This is a genomic window from Pseudomonas sp. B21-040 (genome assembly GCF_024748695.1).
In the GTDB taxonomy this organism is placed as follows: domain Bacteria; phylum Pseudomonadota; class Gammaproteobacteria; order Pseudomonadales; family Pseudomonadaceae; genus Aquipseudomonas.
In genome coordinates this window covers 6212003-6231055 of sequence record NZ_CP087176.1, presented here as the reverse complement: position 1 = coordinate 6231055, position 19053 = coordinate 6212003, and the positions used below count along the sequence as shown (strand labels likewise).

The 19053-nt window shown below is 59.3% G+C and carries 16 protein-coding genes, 1 pseudogene and 1 riboswitch; of the genes and pseudogenes, 8 read left to right on the top strand and 9 right to left on the bottom strand.

The genetic code is table 11. From position 1 onward, the window contains the following. Window positions 1-200 precede the first annotated feature (200 nt). The 3 genes from LOY55_RS28560 (at window position 201) to LOY55_RS28550 (ending at window position 3382) form a co-directional block, all read left to right on the top strand. Window positions 201-1952 (top strand): flavin monoamine oxidase family protein, encoded by a 1752-nt coding sequence (locus tag LOY55_RS28560; RefSeq protein ID WP_223522918.1) that lies wholly within the window; start codon window positions 201-203, stop codon window positions 1950-1952. A gap of 262 nt (window positions 1953-2214) precedes the next feature. Next, on the top strand, window positions 2215-2766 hold the full coding sequence (locus LOY55_RS28555) for a cytochrome b (RefSeq protein ID WP_223522916.1): 552 nt from the start codon (window positions 2215-2217) through the stop codon (window positions 2764-2766). Between the two features lie 31 nt (window positions 2767-2797). Then, window positions 2798-3382 carry a YceI family protein gene (locus LOY55_RS28550; RefSeq protein WP_046029788.1) on the top strand — a complete coding sequence of 195 codons (585 nt, stop codon included), beginning with the start codon at window positions 2798-2800 and terminating at the stop codon, window positions 3380-3382. 167 nt (window positions 3383-3549) lie between these two features. Here the strand turns inward: LOY55_RS28550 and LOY55_RS28545 are convergent, their stop codons facing one another. The 4 genes from LOY55_RS28545 to ahcY all read right to left on the bottom strand — a co-directional run bounded on the left by LOY55_RS28545 (window position 3550) and on the right by ahcY (window position 9034). Then, window positions 3550-5427 (bottom strand): DEAD/DEAH box helicase, encoded by a 1878-nt coding sequence (locus tag LOY55_RS28545; RefSeq protein WP_077431122.1) that lies wholly within the window; start codon window positions 5425-5427, stop codon window positions 3550-3552. Window positions 5428-5649: 222 nt separating this feature from the next. Next, window positions 5650-6465, bottom strand: a complete 816-nt coding sequence (locus LOY55_RS28540) for an ABC transporter substrate-binding protein (protein ID WP_223522914.1) — start codon at window positions 6463-6465, stop codon at window positions 5650-5652. A 124-nt stretch (window positions 6466-6589) separates the two neighbouring features. Beyond that, on the bottom strand, window positions 6590-7435 hold the full coding sequence (metF, locus tag LOY55_RS28535) for a methylenetetrahydrofolate reductase [NAD(P)H] (protein WP_046029791.1): 846 nt from the start codon (window positions 7433-7435) through the stop codon (window positions 6590-6592). A 189-nt stretch (window positions 7436-7624) separates the two neighbouring features. Further along, a complete protein-coding gene (ahcY, locus tag LOY55_RS28530; RefSeq protein ID WP_046029792.1) occupies window positions 7625-9034 on the bottom strand; it encodes an adenosylhomocysteinase in 1410 nt (469 codons plus the stop codon). 23 nt (window positions 9035-9057) lie between these two features. After that, a riboswitch (S-adenosyl-L-homocysteine riboswitch) is annotated at window positions 9058-9160 on the bottom strand. A 198-nt stretch (window positions 9161-9358) separates the two neighbouring features. Here ahcY and LOY55_RS28525 point away from each other — a divergent pair. Beyond that, window positions 9359-9757 (top strand): acyl-CoA thioesterase, encoded by a 399-nt coding sequence (locus LOY55_RS28525; protein WP_046029793.1) that lies wholly within the window; start codon window positions 9359-9361, stop codon window positions 9755-9757. A 168-nt stretch (window positions 9758-9925) separates the two neighbouring features. Continuing rightward, on the top strand, window positions 9926-10810 hold the full coding sequence (locus LOY55_RS28520) for a formate/nitrite transporter family protein (protein ID WP_109785608.1): 885 nt from the start codon (window positions 9926-9928) through the stop codon (window positions 10808-10810). Between the two features lie 115 nt (window positions 10811-10925). On the opposite strand, the gene LOY55_RS28515 is transcribed toward LOY55_RS28520, so the two are convergent. Then, the gene (locus LOY55_RS28515) at window positions 10926-12095 is read right to left on the bottom strand and encodes an MFS transporter (RefSeq protein WP_258667167.1); all 1170 of its coding nucleotides are present in this window, start codon (window positions 12093-12095) and stop codon (window positions 10926-10928) included. A 218-nt stretch (window positions 12096-12313) separates the two neighbouring features. Between LOY55_RS28515 and LOY55_RS28510 the strand changes: the two genes are divergently transcribed. Next, a complete protein-coding gene (locus LOY55_RS28510) occupies window positions 12314-13147 on the top strand; it encodes an EamA family transporter (protein WP_046029796.1) in 834 nt (277 codons plus the stop codon). Between the two features lie 39 nt (window positions 13148-13186). Further along, entirely contained in the window at window positions 13187-13570 is a 384-nt protein-coding gene (locus tag LOY55_RS28505) for an MAPEG family protein (RefSeq protein WP_046029797.1), read from the top strand. A gap of 145 nt (window positions 13571-13715) precedes the next feature. On the opposite strand, the gene LOY55_RS28500 is transcribed toward LOY55_RS28505, so the two are convergent. Further along, window positions 13716-14900: a murein transglycosylase A gene (locus LOY55_RS28500; protein ID WP_223522912.1), complete on the bottom strand. Its 1185-nt coding sequence runs from the start codon at window positions 14898-14900 to the stop codon at window positions 13716-13718. 128 nt (window positions 14901-15028) lie between these two features. On the opposite strand from LOY55_RS28500, the gene LOY55_RS28495 reads away from it, so the two are divergent. Next, on the top strand, window positions 15029-15478 hold the full coding sequence (locus LOY55_RS28495; RefSeq protein WP_077431124.1) for a cytochrome c: 450 nt from the start codon (window positions 15029-15031) through the stop codon (window positions 15476-15478). Window positions 15479-15537: 59 nt separating this feature from the next. Here the strand turns inward: LOY55_RS28495 and LOY55_RS28490 are convergent, their stop codons facing one another. From LOY55_RS28490 to metK, 3 genes and pseudogenes are all read right to left on the bottom strand, one after another. Beyond that, entirely contained in the window at window positions 15538-15933 is a 396-nt protein-coding gene (locus LOY55_RS28490; protein WP_223522910.1) for a DUF1090 domain-containing protein, read from the bottom strand. A 98-nt stretch (window positions 15934-16031) separates the two neighbouring features. Next, a pseudogene (gene ligB, locus LOY55_RS28485) lies at window positions 16032-17704 on the bottom strand (NAD-dependent DNA ligase LigB). Between the two features lie 148 nt (window positions 17705-17852). After that, the gene (metK, locus tag LOY55_RS28480; RefSeq protein ID WP_046029802.1) at window positions 17853-19043 is read right to left on the bottom strand and encodes a methionine adenosyltransferase; all 1191 of its coding nucleotides are present in this window, start codon (window positions 19041-19043) and stop codon (window positions 17853-17855) included. Window positions 19044-19053: the final 10 nt, after the last annotated feature.

The window sequence follows — 19053 nt, the reverse complement described above, 5'->3', positions numbered from 1 at the left end:
CCGTGACGTAGGCGGGTAAACAATCGCGCAAGCCTATGCAATGCGTCGCGCCGGGACAACCCATTGTGTCGATTGAGCTACTTTGTATGGGCCGATAGACGTTGCTGGCGGGCGTCTGAAGCCTGACGTATCCTTCGCGGTTCTTGGAGTCGACTGACTCGTAAAACTGCATTTTTCTCATGATTTCCGGAGTTCGCTGAATGTCTGTCGGTTGGCTGCGCGCCTGTGCGCTGGTGATGTTGGGGCTGTTCAGCGTGTCTGCGCTGGCCAAGGATAAAACCGCGATCGTGATCGGCGGCGGGCTGTCCGGCCTGACCGCGGCTTACGAACTGCAGAACAAAGGCTGGCAGGTCACGTTGCTGGAAGCCAAATCGAGCCTGGGCGGTCGCTCCGGGATGGCCACCAGCGAGTGGATCGGCAACGACAAGGCCCAGCCGGTGCTGAACAAGTACGTGTCGACCTTCAAGCTGAGCACCACGCCGGCCCCTGAATTCGTGCGCACCCCAAGCTACCTGATCGATGGCGAGTACTTCTCGGCCGCTGATCTGACGACCAAGCAACCGACCACCGCCGACGCGATCAAGCGCTACGAAAAGACCCTGGACGATCTGGCGCGCTCGATTGACGACCCGCTGAACCCGCTCGCTACCAACACGCTGCAATCGCTGGATTCGATCACCGTGTCCAACTGGCTCGACAAGCAGAACCTGCCGGCCACTGCGCGTCAGTTGATCAACCAGCAGATTCGTAGCCGCTACGACGAACCTTCGCGTCTGTCTCTGCTGTACTTCGCACAGCAAAGCCGTGTCTACCGTGGCATTTCCGATCGTGACCTGCGCGCTTCGCGATTGGTCGGCGGCAGCCCGGTGCTGGCCCAGGCGTTCGTCAAGCAACTGAAAACCATCAAGACCAACTCCCCGGTCTCGGCAATCATTCAGGACAAGGACGGCGTCACCGTCAAAGTCGACAACGTCGGGTATCAGGCTGACTACGTGGTGCTGGCCGTGCCGCTGCGCGCGCTGAACAAGATCCAGATGACCCCGGCGCTGGACGCCCAGCACCTGGGCGCGATCAAAGGCACCAACTACGGTTGGCGCGACCAGATCATGCTCAAGTTCAAGACACCTGTGTGGGAACCCAAGGCGCGCATGTCCGGCGAAGTCTTCAGCAACACCGGGCTGGGCATGCTGTGGATCGAGCCTGCCTTGAAGGGCGGCGCCAACGTAGTGATTAACCTGTCCGGCGACAACGCGCGGGTGATGCAGGCGTTCGGCGACAAACAGATGGTCGATCAGGTGTTGATCCGTCTGCACACGTTCTATCCACAAGCGCGTGGTTCGTTCACCGGTTATGAAATCCGTCGCTACAGCACCGACCCATCGACCGGCGGTGCCTACCTGGCCTTCGGTCCAGGCCAGATCAGCAAGTTCTGGCGTCTGTGGGAACGTCCGATTCAGCGTGTAGCCTTCGCAGGCGAACACACCGACACCTTGTACCCGGGCACTCTGGAAGGCGCATTGCGCACTGGCCAGCGCGCAGCCAGTCAGGTAGAAGACCTGGCGGCGGGCAAGTCGTTTGAACCGGCTAAAGTGGGCCCGGCAGCAACTGCGGCGGCGGCCGGCGCCGTGGCGGCGAAGAAAGGCAACTTCTTCAGCAACCTGTTCGGCGGTTCGGATGACGACAAGAAGCCAGAGCCGGTCAAGGCGCCTGAACCTGTCGCTCCACCAGCACCGACCCTAGCACCGGTCGTTGCACCGGCACCGGTTGAAGCACCGAAGCCTGCAACACCCGTGAAAGCCGAACCCGCCAAAAAGGCGCCGGCCAAAGCTCCGGCGAAGAAACCGACAGCCAAACCCGAAACCAAAAAGGCTCCGGCGAAGAAAGCAGAGACCGCGAAGAAGCCAGCGGCCAAGCCCGCTACGACTCCGGTAGCGGATGCCAAGACGCAGTAAGCGTCGGGATTAAAAAAACGCGGCAGCAATGTCGCGTTTTTTTATGCCTGTAGAAAACCAAGGCCAGGAGTCGAATAAACACCGGGGGGCAGGTGTTCTTTAGTTGGACTTCATTTTTTCTCACACATTGGTCTTTAATCTTTCCTTAACACGCCTATTTCAAGCTCTTGATCGTATTTCTCGATATTTCAAAGCGAAATTTTCGGCTTTAATTCGATAGATAACTCGATAGTCTTGGGCCAGAACTTACAGGGACTTGGCAATGCAACTACGAAACTCTATCTCTCGCTACGGCTGGGTCAGCATCTTCATGCACTGGGGTGTAGCGCTGGCAGTGTTCGGTTTGTTCGGTCTGGGTCTGTGGATGGTCGATCTCGGCTACTACGACCCTTGGCGCAAGGCAGGACCGGATCTGCACAGGAGCATCGGTCTGATCCTGCTGGGTGTCATGGTGTTGCGTGTGTTGTGGCGCTTCATCAGCCCACCGCCGCCAACGCTGACCAGCTACAGCCGCATGACGCGCCTCGGCGCCATGTTCGGGCATGCTTTTCTGTATCTCTGTCTGTTCGCTGTGATGATTGCCGGTTACCTGATTTCCACCGCAGAGGGTGTCGGGATTCCGGTGTTTGACTGGTTTGAAGTGCCTGCACTGGTTTCCGGACTACCGGACCAGGCAGATAACGCGGGTGCGATTCATCTCTACCTGGCGTGGGCGCTGGTGATTTTTTCCGGTCTCCATGCGTTGGCAGCATTGAAACACCACTTTATCGACCGTGATGTGACCCTCAAACGAATGCTGGGCCGCAAGGCCTGAAGTTCAACTTACCCCCCAAGGAATACAAGACATGTTGAAAAAGACGCTCGCCGCTTTGGCAATCGGTTCCGCCCTGCTGTCCGCTAACGTGATGGCAGCTGACTACACCGTCGACAAAGAAGGCCAGCACGCCTTCGTTGACTTCAAGATCAGTCACCTGGGTTACAGCTTCATCACCGGCACTTTCAAGGACATCGACGGCAAGTTCAGCTTCGATGCTGCCAAGCCGGAAGACAGCAAGATCGAGTTCAACGTCAACACTGCGAGCGTTTTCACCAACAATGCCGAGCGTGACAAGCACATCTCCAGCAAAGACTTCCTGAACGCCAGCAAAGCCACGTTTGTTTCCACCAGCGTAAAATCCACCGGTAAAAACGCCGCTGGCAAAGACACTGCTGACGTGGCTGGTGATCTGACAATCCTCGGTGTGACCAAGCCAATCGTGGTCAAGGCTACTTTCCTGGGTGAAGGCAAGGATCCATGGGGCGGCTACCGTGCAGGCTTTGAGGGTACTTTCAGCCTCAAGCGTTCCGATTTCGGCAAGCAAAAAGACTTGGGCCCATCGTCCGATGCGGTTGAGATGTACGTGACCTTTGAAGGTGTGAAAGCGAAGTAATGCTGAGACCGTAGGAGCCGAGCTTGCTCGCGATAGCGCAATTGGCAACACCTGCAAAACCGAGGTGAACCCATCGCGGGCAAGCCTTGCTCCTACAGGTTTACGTTAGTGCATAAAAAATGCCCCTGATCGCGAGATCAGGGGCATTTTTTTATGGCAGGAAAAACTTAGCGGTTGCGGGTCAGCAATGCTGGTTTTTCGCCACGCGGACGGCCTGGCAGTTGATCAAGTTGCTCAGGAGTCGGGAAACGATCGGTTTTCGACTCCTTGTGAATGATCTTCGGCGCGGGACCGCGCGGGTTCTGCACGGCCGGTTCCGAACGCGGCTGATCGTCACGAGCGGGACGACGGTTGCGACCTTCTTCACGACGGGCCTGACCGTCACGTGGAGCGCCGCTGCGTGGACCGCTGCGCTTGGCTGGCGGCGTGCCGGTGGTGGCGCCGTCGCTGCTGCGCGGACCGCTTTGGCGACCCTGAGGCTTGCCGCCGGTACGCGGAGCAGCTGCGCCAGCGGCCGAACCCTGTGCCGGAGCACCCGGACGGCGGCCACGACCCTGAGCCGGTTTGGCTTGAGGAACGTAATCGACGCGGTTACCAAAGTTATCGATATCGTCGTCCAGGAACTCGTCTGGGGCACGGTCAGCCGAGGCAGCGCGTGGCGCCGGACGCTGTTGTTCGCGCGCCGGGGTGCCTTCGCGTGGCTTGTGTTCACGTGCCGGGCGATCACCGCGGGCCGTGGCGGCAGGTTTTTCCTTGCCGCCCTTGTCCTTGCCCTTGTCTTTACGACCGCCACCACCGCCGGTGCCGTTCGGGCCGTCGCCGCGCGGGCCACGTGGGTTGCGCGGGTTACGCACATCCGGACGCTCACGGACTTCAGGTTTCTCGGCTTCTACAGCGCTGGAGTCGAAGCCCATCAGGTCGCCGTCGGCGATTTTCTGCTTGGTCATGCGCTCGATGCTTTTGAGCAATTTCTCTTCGTCGGGCGCGACCAGCGAAATCGCTTCGCCCGAACGACCGGCACGGCCAGTACGGCCAATGCGGTGAACGTAGTCTTCGTCGACGTTCGGCAGTTCGAAGTTGACCACGTGGGGCAACTGGTCGATGTCCAGGCCACGCGCCGCGATGTCGGTGGCTACCAGGATGCGCACTTCACCGGCCTTGAAGTCGGCCAGGGCTTTGGTGCGAGCGTTCTGGCTCTTGTTACCGTGGATCGCGACAGCGCTGAGGCCGTGTTTGTCCAGGTACTCGGCCAGGCGGTTGGCGCCGTGCTTGGTGCGGGTGAACACCAGCACCTGTTCCCAGGCGCCATTGGTGATCAGGTGGGCCAGCAACGAGCGCTTGTGGCTGGCAGCCAGGCGGAACACACGCTGTTCGATACGCTCGACCGTGGTGTTCGGCGGCGTGACTTCAATGCGTTCCGGGTTGTGCAGCAGCTTGCCGGCGAGGTCGGTGATGTCCTTGGAGAACGTCGCCGAGAACAGCAGGTTCTGCCGTTTGGCCGGCAGGCGGGCCAAAACCTTCTTCACGTCATGGACAAAGCCCATGTCGAGCATGCGGTCGGCTTCGTCCAGCACGAGGATTTCCACGTGGGACAAATCGACGCTGCCTTGGCCGGCGAGGTCGAGCAAGCGGCCAGGGCAGGCCACCAGCACGTCAACACCGCGAGACATGGCCTGAACCTGCGGGTTCATGCCGACGCCGCCGAAGATGCAGGCGCTGACGAACTTCAGGTCACGGGCATAGAGCTTGAAGCTCTCGTGTACTTGAGCCGCGAGTTCGCGAGTCGGGGTCAGGACCAGTACGCGCGGTTGGCGCGGGCCGTGACGCTGGGATTTGTCCGGGTGACCGTTGGGGAACAACCGCTCCAGAATCGGAAGGGCGAAGCCGCCGGTTTTACCAGTACCTGTCTGAGCCGCGACCATCAGGTCGCGACCTTGCAACACGGCGGGAATAGCCCGCTGTTGCACCGGAGTAGGCTCGGTATAGCCCGCTGCCTCGATGGCGCGGACTAAAGCCTCGGAGAGACCGAGGGAAGCAAAGGACATGAGTAATCCTGTTTTAGTTAGGGCTTGGCCCAATGGGAGTCTTGCCTGGCGCGAATAGCGTTTAAGAGGAACGCAATCCCGTCCGGTCCTGCTGGAACTCAAAAGCTCGTCTGGAGTGCTCGCGCGGGCCGAAAGCTGCGCTGTAGCGGGGTCGAGATGCCTTGAACAAGTCCGAGCGTCCGGGCGTGAGCCTGGCGGGAACGCCGGAGTATAACAGAGCAATCACTGCGCGCCGCTTTCCTGCTGCTCAACGGTTTTTATAGGGTTCGCGTTGGCGGTGTCGGTGTTAAGGGCGGCACCGGGTTGCGCTCCGTATCGGGCGCTCAGTTCCGCGTAGGCGGGCTCGCGCTTGAAGCGCTTGAGTTCGGCGCCGAAACGCTGCACCAGCAAATCCATGCCGGCATTGCGACGTACCGCCAGAAACTGACTCTGGTGGCTGATGACGGTAGGATTTTCGGTGATCCTGTCGCGAATGCCCAATTCATCGAGCAAATGCTGGCCGACCCGGCGATCAGTGATCAGCAGGTCGATCCTCCCCCGTACCAGCTTGCCGAAATTAGCTTCATGGGTGGGCGCCGGTTCACGGATGAACAGCGGCGAGTCGCTGAAATCCTTGCTGTAGAGGTAGCCCGGTGAGGTGCCGATGGTCAGGCCTTTCAGATCGCTCAAGGTGCGAAACGGGTGGGGCCGCTGATTGGCGTAGAACATCACGAACTCGACTTCCGAGAGCGGTTCAACGGGATAGAGCAGGGTCGCGTCACGTTCGGCACTGTGGAAAATATCCAGCGCGCCATCGGCCTGACCGGTTTCAAGCATCGACAGGCAGCGTTTCCACGGCAGGAACTGCCAGTCAACTTCGATCCCCAGGCGTTTGAAGACGATGGCTGTGGTTTCGTAATCCAGCCCCAGGAATTTGCCATTTTCCTCATAGACATAAGGCGCCCACGGTTCGGTGACAATGCGCAGCTTCTCGCCTTGGGCGGCAAAGCTCAGGCAAGTAAAAAGCAGAACTGTCAGAAATCGCGAAATCAGGGGCATGGCGTGAGATTACGACGAGAAACCATAAAGAGCCAGAAACTGGATCCGAAAGCTCTGGCACAAAGTAAATCCCATAAAAAAGGCCCTGGATTTCTCCAGAGCCTTTTCATGATGTTGCACTGTTTCAGCGCGGCAACTTCAGGTTGTTCCACACCGCCAGACTCGCTTCAGCCTGGTTCAGTGTGTAGAAGTGCAGGCCGGGTGCGCCACCTTGCAGCAGGCGTTCGCACATCTCGGTGATGACTTGTTCACCAAAGCCTTGAATGCTTTGGGTGTCGTCGCCGTAGGCTTCCAGCTGTTTGCGGATCCAGCGCGGGATTTCCGCACCGCAGGCGTCAGAGAAGCGCGCCAGTTTGCTGTAGTTGGTGATCGGCATGATCCCCGGCACGATCGGGATGTTCACGCCCATCGCCCGTACACGCTCGACAAAGTAGAAGTAGCTGTCGGCGTTGAAGAAGTACTGGGTGATCGCACTGTCGGCACCGGCGTTAGCCTTGCGCACGAAGTTTGCGATGTCGTCTTCGAAATTGCGCGCTTGCGGGTGCATTTCCGGGTAGGCGGCGACTTCGATGTGGAAATGATCGCCGGTTTCTTCACGAATGAACTCGACCAGGTCATTGGCGTGGCGCATTTCACCGCTGGCCATGCCCATGCCCGAAGGCAGGTCACCGCGCAGGGCAACGATACGCTTGATGCCGGCGGCCTTGTATTGGGCCAGCAGGCCGCGCAAGTCGTCCTTGCTGTCGCCTACGCAAGACAGATGCGGTGCGGCAGGAACTTTGACTTCGCTTTCGAGCTGCAACACGGTGTTGAGGGTGCGATCACGAGTCGAACCGCCAGCGCCATAGGTGCAGGAGAAGAAATCGGGGTTGTAGGTGGCCAGCTGACGAGCAGTGGCGATCAGCTTTTCATGCCCAGCATCGGTCTTCGTAGGGAAGAACTCGAAGCTGTAGCGACGATCTTGGGACATGGAGGAAACCTCCAGCTACAAACCGCAAACCACAAGCTGCAAGAGAAGCGGAGGTGCGCTCGTCTCTTGTGCCTGGAACTTGCTGCCTGACACTGTTTTGGCAAATTGGGGCAAAGCGGCGGGCTTCGCGCGGCAAGCTCGGCTTTTGGCCTTTGCTTGCCGCTTGAAGCTCACAACTTGCAGTTGCTCTTAGTAGCGGTAAGCGTGCGGCTTGAACGGACCTTCGACGGTCACGCCGATGTAGTCGGCCTGGGTCTTGGTCAGTTGAGTCACAACACCGCCGAAACCGCGGACCATTTCCAGGGCCACTTCTTCGTCGAGCTTCTTCGGCAGTACTTCAACGGTCAGGCGCTCGGCTTTCTGGGCAGGCGACAGGTCGGCGTATTTCTGGCCGAACAGGAAGATCTGAGCCAGAACCTGGTTGGCGAACGAACCGTCCATGATGCGGCTTGGGTGACCGGTAGCGTTACCCAGGTTAACCAGACGGCCTTCGGCCAGCAGGATCAGGTAGTCATCGTTCTGGGCGTCGAACGCGCCCGGGCCGGTGCGGTGGATTTTGTGAACCTGTGGCTTCACTTCTTCCCATGCCCAGTTCTTGCGCATGAAAGCGGTGTCGATTTCGTTGTCGAAGTGACCGATGTTGCAGACTACGGCGCGCTTCTTCAGGGCTTTGAGCATGTTCGAGTCGCAAACATTGACGTTGCCGGTGGTGGTCACGATCAGGTCGATCTTGCCCAGCAGCGCTTTGTCGATGCTCGCTTCGGTACCGTTGTTGATACCGTCGATGAACGGCGAAACCAGTTCGAAACCGTCCATGCAAGCTTGCATGGCGCAGATCGGGTCGACCTCGGACACTTTAACGATCATGCCTTCCTGACGCAGGGACTGAGCAGAGCCCTTGCCCACGTCACCGTAACCGATGACCAGCGCTTGCTTGCCGGACAACAGGTGGTCGGTACCGCGCTTGATCGCGTCGTTCAGGCTGTGACGGCAGCCGTACTTGTTGTCGTTCTTGCTCTTGGTCACCGAGTCGTTGACGTTGATGGCCGGGATTTTCAGCTCGCCCTTGGCCAGCATGTCCAGCAGGCGGTGAACGCCGGTGGTGGTTTCTTCGGTCACGCCGTGGACGCGGTCGAGGATCGCCGGGTATTTCTTGTGCAGCAGCTCGGTCAGGTCGCCGCCGTCGTCGAGGATCATGTTGGCATCCCAAGGCGCGCCATCTTTGAGGATGGTTTGCTCCAGGCACCACTCGTACTCTTCTTCAGTCTCGCCTTTCCAGGCGAAAACCGCGATGCCGGCAGCAGCGATAGCGGCAGCGGCCTGGTCTTGAGTCGAGAAAATGTTGCAGGACGACCAACGTACTTCGGCACCCAGGGCAACCAGGGTTTCGATCAGCACGGCAGTCTGAATGGTCATGTGGATGCAGCCGAGGATTTTTGCGCCTTTGAGCGGCTGCTCACCAGCGTATTTACGGCGCAGACCCATCAGGGCAGGCATTTCGGATTCGGCGATGATGGTTTCGCGACGGCCCCAGGCAGCCAGGGACATGTCGGCAACTTTGTAATCGTTGAAATCTGCAGGCGTGTTGACAGCGCTCATGAAGAGCCTCCATTCGTAATGTATGCGAATGGGCGCCGTTGTGCGTTTAGTGTCTGACCGATAACGGTCAAGCAACGCCCCATCCGAGCCTGACAGGTCGAGCCTGCTGCAGCGCCCCTCGGACAGGTGGCGGGAAAACGGTATCAATGAATCGTTACCGTTTTGAAACGGTGGCGATTATAGCCGTGTGAGCGATACTTCCAAAGCGTTTCTGTTGGTCAATGTCTGAACGGTAATCGAGACCATAGTCTATGCGTAATAGAGCTCTAGGTCGGGCTCTGCCATGATGCCTCCCATCATTTGGCAAGACGCTCAGGAGTGAATATGAATTTCCACACCCGCAAATGGGTAAAACCTGAAGACCTCAACCCCAACGGCACGCTGTTCGGCGGTAGCCTGTTGCGCTGGATCGACGAAGAAGCGGCGATCTATGCCATCGTTCAACTGGGCAACCAGCGCGTTGTCACCAAGTACATTTCCGAAATCAACTTCGTCAGCGCCTCGCGCCAGGGCGACATCATCGAATTGGGCATCACCGCCACCGAGTTCGGTCGCACCTCGATCACCCTGACTTGTGAAGTGCGCAACAAGATCACCCGAAAAAGCATCCTCACCGTGGAAAAGATGGTGTTCGTCAACTTGGGCGAAGACGGCTTGCCGGCGCCGCATGGCCGCACCGAGATCAAATACGTCAAAGACCAGTTTCAGGATGACGTCGAGTAGGAGCCGAGCTCGCTCGCGATGACGTCTTTCGCATCACCGCCGCCACCGGGCTGAACCCATCGCGGGCAAGCCGTGCTCCTACAGGCGTGGTTTCGTTTTTCCGAACACTGAACAGCTCCGAACCACGCGTGTCGTACCTTCATGACACGCCACTGGTTCAGGAATGCTATGGATACCCCAAAAGACGGCAAGACCCCGAACCTTTCGGCTGAAGAAGAGCACGAAGTCGAAAAGAACCAGCCACCTCGTGCGGCGGTACTGCATGAAATCATCCGTACCCAAGGCGACCAGGAACTGGAGCGCAGCATTGCTGCGCTGTGGTGGTCGGCGCTGGCAGCGGGGTTGACCATGGGCCTGTCGTTGATGGGCATGGGTTTGCTCAACTCGCGCCTGCCGGACGGAGAAGGTTTCAAGGTGATTGCGAGCTTCGGCTATTGCGCCGGCTTTCTCGCCGTGATTCTCGCCCGTCAGCAACTGTTCACCGAAAACACCCTGACCGCCGTGCTACCGGTGATGACCAAACCGACACTGGTTAACGTCGGCCGACTGCTGCGGCTGTGGACGGTGGTGCTGGTGGGTAATCTGTGCGGCACGTTGTTGGTGGCGTATGTGATGCTGCATTTGCCGATTTTCGACAGTAAAACCGACCTGGCCTTCCTTGAAATCGGGCGCAAGGTCATGGAAAACCACACCGGCCAAATGTTCGCCAAGGGCATTGTCTCCGGCTGGATGATCGCCACTATGGTCTGGATGATTCCGTCCATGGAAAGCGCGAAGCTGTGGATCATCATCCTCATCACCTATTTCATGGCGCTGGGAGACTTCACCCACATCGTCGTCGGGTCGGCCGAGGTGTCTTACCTGGTGTTTGCCGGCGAGTTGCCGTGGAAGGATTTCTGGCTGGTGTTCGCCGGGCCGACGCTGGCGGGAAATATCATCGGCGGCAGCTTTATCTTTGCCCTGATCAGCCATGCGCAGATCCGTAGCGAGAGCGGGCCACCGAAGAAGGATGCGGATCAGGCGCCGGATTCACGCAAACGCGAAGAGGAGTAAAGACAGGTGCACCGCGTCAACTTGATCGCGAGCAGGCTCACTCCTACAGGGAAGGGCGCGGTCCATGTAGGAGTGAGCCTGCTCGCGATAGCAATGTCACGGGCGATGCAGCTATTCAGCCTAAGACATTGACCGCAGCCGCACTACGACGCTGCAGGTAAATAAAGAACAACGCCGTCAGCACCGTCAAACCGCTGACCAGCGCGCCGGTCCATGGCAAGTCCGCCAGATCGGCGCCACTGGCGACCACCAGTCCGCCAATCCACGCGCCGGTCGCATTGCCGAGGTTGAATGCGCTTTGGTTCAGCGTCGAGCCGAGGTTGGGCGCTTCGTGCGCCTGATCGATAATCAGCAGTTGCAGGATCGGGCACAGGGCGAAAGCAAAAATCCCCCACAACACCAGCGTGATCGCCGCCGGGATGACCGAGTGACTGGTCTGCGTGAACGCCGCCAGCACCACCAGCACAGCCAGTGCCATGCCCACCAGCGAGGGCAGTAAACGGCTGTCCGCCAATCGACCGCCAAGCATGCTGCCCGCCGTCAAACCTACGCCGAACAGCAGCAACATGATGGTCACGCCATGCGGGCTGACGCCGGTGATGTCTTGCAGGATCGGCGCGATGTAGGTGAACACGCTGAACAGGCTGGCCGACGCCAGCACGCTCATGCCCAGCGCCAACAACACATTGATCTTGCCCAGCACCTTGAACTCGCTGGCGAGATTGGCCTTGTCCATGGCGATGTGTTTCGGCAACCAGAGCCATTGCGCGATGGCGGCAATCACACCAATCACCGAGACCGCCCAGAAAGTCGAGCGCCAACCGGCGTATTGCCCAAGCGCGGTGCCCAATGGCACGCCCAGTACGTTGGCCAGCGTCAGGCCGGTGAACATCATCGCAATGGCCTGTGCCCGCTTGTTTGGTGCGACCAGGCCGGCCGCGACCACCGAACCGATGCCGAAGAACGCACCGTGGCATAGGGCCGTGACCACGCGAGCCGCCATCAACGTGGCGTAGTCCGGCGCGAGCGCGCACAAGACGTTGCCCAGAATGAACATCAGCGTCATCCCCAACAATGTCGCCTTGCGCGGCATGTTGGCGGTGCCGACCGCCAGGATCGGCGCGCCGAACACGACGCCCAGGGCGTAGCCGGTGATCAGCAGGCCCGCGTGCAGGATGCTGACGGCGAGGTCGCGAGCGACATCGGGCAACAGGCCCATGATGACGAATTCAGTGGTGCCGATGCCGAACGCGGCAACAGCGAGGGCAAGCAAGGCGAGTGGCATGCGCAAGGTCTCTGTCGGTAGTCTTGACGCTGTGATCAGGCATACGCAGCCCGACGACCGATCTCGGAGAGAGCGGGCATGGACAGTCATTATTGGAATTAGTCTGTGTGCAACTGAGTGCGGCGTGGTCGCTTGCAGTATAAACAGCAGCTGATATATGACGTATCAATTATCTGGGCGCTTCCCGCAGGGAACAAAAACAAATAAAGGAGTGTGCCGTGCTTGCGACGGCTCTGGTGTTGGTGGCGGCGCTGTTGCATGCGGCGTGGAATACCCTGATCAAATTCAGTGCGGAGCGCTTGTTGGTAGTGGCCTGCATGGACAGCGTGGCACTGTTGTTTGTCGCGGTGATGGTGCCGTTCTTGAACGTGCCGCCCATCGACATCTGGCCGTGGATTCTGGCGTCGGCGGCGTTCGAGTTGCTTTACCGTTACCTGCTGATCCAGGCATATCGGGTCGGTGACCTTGGCCTGGTGTACCCGCTGATGCGTGGCTTGTCGCCGCTGGTGGTGCTGACCTTGACGCTGATCTTTGCCGGGGAAGTGCTGACGAACCAGCAGATCTTTGGAATTCTGCTGATCCCGTTCGGTATGGCGTGCCTGCTGTGGCAGGGCGGTGGCGGCGCGCGATTGCCGTGGTCGATGCTACCCGTGGTGGCACTGATCGGCTTGTGCATCGGTTGCTATACCTACATCGACGGCCAGGCGTTGCGGCGCTGGTCTCATCCTCTGGATTATCTGGTCTGGGTCACGTTGCTCAGTGCCTGGCCATTCCCCTTGCTGGCGTTGGTGCGCAAGCGCCCGGCATTCAAGTTGTTCTGGCGTGAACAATGGCGACTGGGGTTGGCGGTCGGGTTCTGTGTGTTGTTCAGCTACGCTCTGGTGCTGTGGGCTATGCAGCTGGGTTCGATTGCCGAAGCGGCGGCGTTGCGTGAGATCAGCGTAATTCTGGTGGTGCTGTTTGGCATGCGTTACCTGAAAGAACCTTTTGGTCGACCGCGACTCCTTGCCTGTGGGCTGGTGATGATTGGCATATTGGTGATGAAGTTTTAATCGAAACCCGAATGTCTAAAACTGAAAAAGGATTGCTCTATGACGGTTGCACTGTGGTGCATTTTGATCGCGATTTTCCTGCCGTATATCTGCACGGGTGTCGCCAAGATCAGTGGCGGGTACAGGCTGAAAGATAACCATGACCCCCGGGATTTTCTTGATTCGCTGGAGGGGTTGGGCAGACGTGCGCATGCCGCGCAACTGAACAGTTTTGAAGTGACCCCGGCATTTGCGGCTGCGGTGATCGTGGCTCACCTGGCGGGCAATGCCGAGCTGGTGACGATCAACGTGCTGTCGGTGTTGTTCATCACCAGCCGGTTGCTGTACATCATTTGCTATTTGGCCGACTGGGCGACTTTACGGTCGTTGGTGTGGTTTGTCGGGATGGGGTTGATTGTCAGTTTCTTTGTGGTGTCGGTCTGACAGCAACCTCGGCGATTGCGCTGGCCCCTTCGCGGGCAAGCCCGCTCCCACAGGATCTGTGGTGAAACACAAAATTTGTATTCACTGAAGATCAACTGTGGGAGCGAGCCTGCTCGCGAAAGCAATCTAACTGTCGCGGCAGAATTCAAGGTTTAGCGTCGGTCGCATCGGCCACCTGAGGCACTTGTGGCAACGGCGCACCTTTAGGCCACAACATCCAGATCTGCCCCTGCTGTTTCATGTCGCCGGCCAATTGTCCGGCCGCTTCACCTGTGCCCCAGAACAGGTCCGCACGAACCTCGCCGGCAATTGCGCCGCCGGTATCCTGAGCCGCCACCGGGCGAACCAGCGCAGTGCCGTCCGGTTTCGTGGTGGATAGCCACAACAGGCTGCCCAGCGGAATCACTTTACGGTCCACCGCCGCGCTATACCCCGCCGTCAACGGCACATTCAATGAACCGCGAGGCCCTTCGTTGCTGTCCGGGTTACGAGTGAAAAACACATAGCTGGGGTTGCTGGCGAGCAGTTCGGGAATACGAGTCGGGTTGGCTTTGGCCCAGGTGCTGATCGCGCCCATGGTCACGTCTTCTTTCTTCAGTTCACCTTGCTCCACCAGCCAGCGCCCGATGGGCCGATACGGATGGCCGTTCTGGTCGGCGTAAGCGATGCGCAACTGGCGCCCGTCATCGAGCTGAATACGCCCCGATCCCTGGATTTGCAGGAATTGCAGGTTCATCGGATCGGTCAGCCAGGCAACGACGGGTGCCTTGGCCCCTTTGGTCCCAATCGTTGCCGCATCGTCGTAAGGCTTGAGCACTCGTCCTTCAAGTCGACCGCGCAGGCGTTTGCCTTTGAGCTCCGGGTAGATGCTGTCCAGCGAGACAATGATCATGTCGTCGGGCACGCCGTACACCGGGATGTTTGCGCTGGTGGTCTGGGTCAGGCTGCCCGGGTAGACCGGTTCGTAGTAGCCCGTGATCAAACCATTGGGGTTGTCATTGGCGGCGCGTAGGCCATAGACATCCAGCTTCTGTTTCAGGAAGCCGCGGATGTCGGCGGCGGTTTGCGGCACATTGGTGGAAGCCGCGCAGGTTGAACCCCAGACCGGGTCGGCCTTGAGTCGGTTGCACGCGCTGCGCCACGAGCCGAACCCGGCGATCAGGTCGCTGTCGGACACTGCTGGCAATGCTTCCCAGGTAGCACCGGAATAGGTAGCCAGTGCGTGGGTTTTCGGCTTGTTGTTATCGCCGCCGGTGCAGCCGGCGAGCACGGCCACCATTGGGAGAGCCCACGCGAGGGGGCGACGCCATGCCTTGAAACGGCTGTTCATGGAGTAATTCCTTTGCCGGTTGCCTGAGTGCTCCATGCGCTCAAACAACCCATATTGATAATAGGGCTATTGGTCTTTTCCGATGACGCGAGGATACTGGCCGCCGTTTCCCGTGACCTGTAGCCACCATGACTCTTAAAAGACTTTCTGTTGTATTGCTGGCCTGTCTGACGTTGTCCGCCTGCGGCGGCGTCGACCCGAATTCTCCGCTGGGTCAACGCAAGGCGATCTTCAAGCAAATGCTCAAGACCGGCGAGGACCTGGGCGGTATGTTGCGTGGGCGCATTCCATTTGATGGCCAAAAATTCGCCGACGGCGCCGTGAAGCTCGATGCGCTGTCCCGCGAGCCGTGGAAGCATTTTCCACAGGTGCGCGAAGAAGATCACACCAGCGCCAAGGACAATGTCTGGCAGCAGCAGGCACGTTTTCAGGAAATGTCCCGCGACCTTGAAGCCGCCACCGGTGAGTTGGTGATTGCCAGCCAGGTCCAGCCCTACAAGGCCAGCAACCTGGGGCCGGCGGTGCAGAAAGTCGAGGATGCCTGTAGTGCCTGTCATAAACAGTTTCGGGATCATTGATTCTCGCTTGTTGATCGTTCCCACGCGGTGCGTGGGAACGATCAGTCCTGAACTGATCCTTACTTGTCCAGCTCATCGAGGGCGTCCTGCAATTCCTTGCGGGCCTCGGCGAGTTTGTCTTTGCGTTTGTTGATTTTGTCGGGGTCGCCGTTCTTCATGGCTTTGTCGAGATCGGCCTGACGCTTGCTGACTTCGCGCTTGGCGTCGAGGACTTTGTTTTCCCGTTCTTTCTTCAGCGAGGCGTCAGTGCAGTGTTCGGTGACCTCGCGCAAGGCAGTCTCCAGGCCGGCCTGCTGGTCGGCATTGCCGTGTGACTTGGCCAGATCGATCTGATTGATGATGCCCTGTTTCTTGGCCGCGCAGCCGGTCAGTTCCGGTGCTTCTTCAGCAGCCATCAGTGGAGCGGCCATCACGCTGCAAAAGGTCAGCAGGACGAGCGGTGAAAGAAATTTCATAAAAGCTCCATGTGCAAAGACAAGCGGGTCGGTGTGGCGATGGGCGTTGGAGCGCATCGACACCCGGGGGTTCCCGGGCTGCCGGGCGTTACCGGTCTTTAAAAACCGTCAATGCCGGCAATACGTAATGTTTCACTCAAGGCCAGGACCTGCGGATCGCGGAAAAACGCGCTCAATTGGGTCGCACGTCCCGGGCCGATACCGGCTTCAGCCTGCCATTGTTCGGTGTTTCGATTCGCCAGTTCCTGCCATGAGTCGGCAAGCTTTGCCTGGCCGGTCGGCGGCAACCCCAAGGCTTTAAGCCAGCGAGCGAACGGGCGTTGCCGCGCACTGTTGAAACTGTCTATCAGGCGAGCGCTGCTGCGTTCGCCGAAGCCATCAATGTTAGCAAGCTCCCGGGCATCGAGGGTCAACCAATCCAGCAGGCCGTTGAGATGGCCTGTTTCGAAAAGTTTCTCCCAGGTGCCGGCGCCGACGTGGGGTAAGGCCAGGCCCCGCTTGCCGCTGAGCCAGGTCAGTCGCGCGAGAAATTGACTTTCGCATCCCGGTGTCGGCTCCCAGCAACTCAAATGATGGAAGGCGGCAGCCTGCGGAACATTCAGTTGAGGGCGTTCGGTGCTGCGCAGCACAACGCTGTCGAGCCTGGGAATGGTCAGCCCGGCGAGGCTGATGGACACCTGGTCGCCGGGGAGGATGTCCAGCTCTGTCCAGCGCCGCAGGGAGCTGACGCTCACGCGCTTGATCTGCCGGTCATCCAGCGTCACCGGTTTGAGGTGCAGTACGGGGTGATTCGTCCGGTACGACCGATCTTGAATTCGACTTTTCGCACCTCGGCCAGCGCCTGGGCAAAAGGGTATTTCCAGGCGACGGCCCAGTAGGGTGATTTAGCCTGCCAGCGTTCAGCCGAGGGGCGCTGATTTTGCCGCAAGACAACGCCATCGCTGGCAAACGGCAGGGGCGAGCGATACCAGCGATCGCGCCAGTGTTCGGCATCGGCCAAGGTCCGAACCGGCTGGCTGTAGGGTGCCATGCTCGGGAAGCCCAAATCCTCCAGCGCCGCGATACGTTCGGGCACAGTGGCCGGGCCTTGTGGCCAGTCCCAGACAAACAGCCTGATGTTGTCGGCGTGCTCCGGGTCGAGTGCCTTGCGAGCCATCAAGCCGGCCACCATGGAGCGGGCATTGAGGCTGCCGGCCTTCGCTTGTACATGGTCAGTCAGGTGCCAATAAAGTTCGCCTTGCACCTGCACGTCCAGCGGTTGTGCAAGTTGTCGGGGGATGCCGGGAACCTGTCGCGCCGAAGAAGTCCAGTCCTGCCCGTGGATGCCGTCGCCCCGGCTTATCGCCTGATACAACAGGCCATTGCGATAGGTCAGCGTCACGGCGACACCGTCGACCTTGGGTTGTATCCAGATGCCCTCGCGATCACGCAGCCAGTGTTCAACAGCTCGGCCATCGCGCAGTTTGTCCAGACCCGTGTGGGCGATGGGGTGGGCTAACTTTCCACCCGCAGTGCGCAACGGTTCGGGAGCCAGACCCACGTCAAAACACTCACGCCATGCGATCAGTTGTGCGCGGGACTGATCATAGATTTCGTCGGCAACCAGAGAGCGCCCGCCCCGGTGATAGTGGTCGTCCCACAAGTCGATCTGTTTTTGCAGGGCGGCAATTTCGTCGAACGCGCGGGCGGCAGGCCAGTCAGGGCAGTCGGCTGCGTTTGAAGGCAGGCAAATCAGCGTCAGAAAAAAAGCGGAAAACAGGCGCAGAAGCATCGTGAGCGTCCTTGCTCAAATGAAGTTCTGGAAGGCTAGGACGGATTTAAGAATCGAGGCGGCCGGGAGTTTTTCGGCGTGTGTCGACGGGCAATAAAAAGCCCCGCACGGCGAACCGTGCAGGGCTTTTGGTACCGCCGGGGAAGTCTTACAGGCCGGCTGCCTGACGCAGGTCGTCGGCGCGGTCGGTTTTTTCCCAGGTGAACGTGGTGAAGGTGTCTTCGCCCACGGTCTTGGTGGCCGGGGTGCGACCGAAGTGGCCGTACGCCGCGGTTTCCTGGTACATCGGGTGCAGCAGGTCGAGCATGGTGGTGATTGCGTATGGACGCAGGTCGAACACTTCGCGAACCAGTTTGACGATTTTGTCGTCGCTGATCTTGCCGGTGCCGAAGGTGTTCAACGAGATCGACGTAGGCTGGGCAACACCGATCGCGTAGGAAACCTGAATCTCGCAGCGCTCGGCCAGGCCGGCAGCGACGATGTTCTTGGCTACGTAACGACCTGCGTAAGCGGCCGAACGGTCAACCTTCGATGGATCTTTACCGGAGAACGCGCCGCCACCATGGCGAGCCATGCCGCCGTAGCTGTCGACGATGATCTTGCGACCGGTCAGGCCGCAGTCGCCAACCGGGCCACCGATGATGAACTGGCCAGTCGGGTTGATGTGGAACTGGGTGTCCTTGGTCAGCAGTTCGGCAGGCAGTACGTGCTTGACGATCAGCTCCATCACGCCTTCGCGCAGGTCTTTGTACGACACTTCCGGGTTGTGCTGGGTCGACAGAACAACGGCGTCGATACCAACAACCTTGCCGCCTTCGTAACGGCAAGTCACTTGCGACTTGGCGTCCGGGCGCAGCCATGGCAGCAGGCCGGATTTACGGGCTTCGGCCTGGCGCTGAACCAGTTGATGCGAGAACGTGATCGGTGCTGGCATCAGCACGTCGGTTTCGTTGCTGGCGTAGCCGAACATCAGGCCTTGGTCGCCGGCACCCTGATCTTCAGGCTTGGCACGGTCAACACCTTGGTTGATGTCTGGGGACTGCTTGCCGATGATGTTCATCACACCGCAAGTGGCGCCGTCGAAGCCGACATCGGAGCTGTTGTAGCCGATGTCCAGAATGACGTTACGCACGATTTCTTCCAGATCGACCCAAGCCGACGTGGTGACTTCGCCGGCGATGATGGCAACGCCGGTTTTTACCAGAGTCTCGCACGCCACACGGGCGAACTTGTCTTCAGCAATGATGGCGTCCAGCACCGCATCGGAAATCTGGTCGGCGATTTTGTCCGGATGTCCTTCAGACACGGACTCGGAGGTGAAGAGGGAGTATTCGCTCATCTCGATGTTT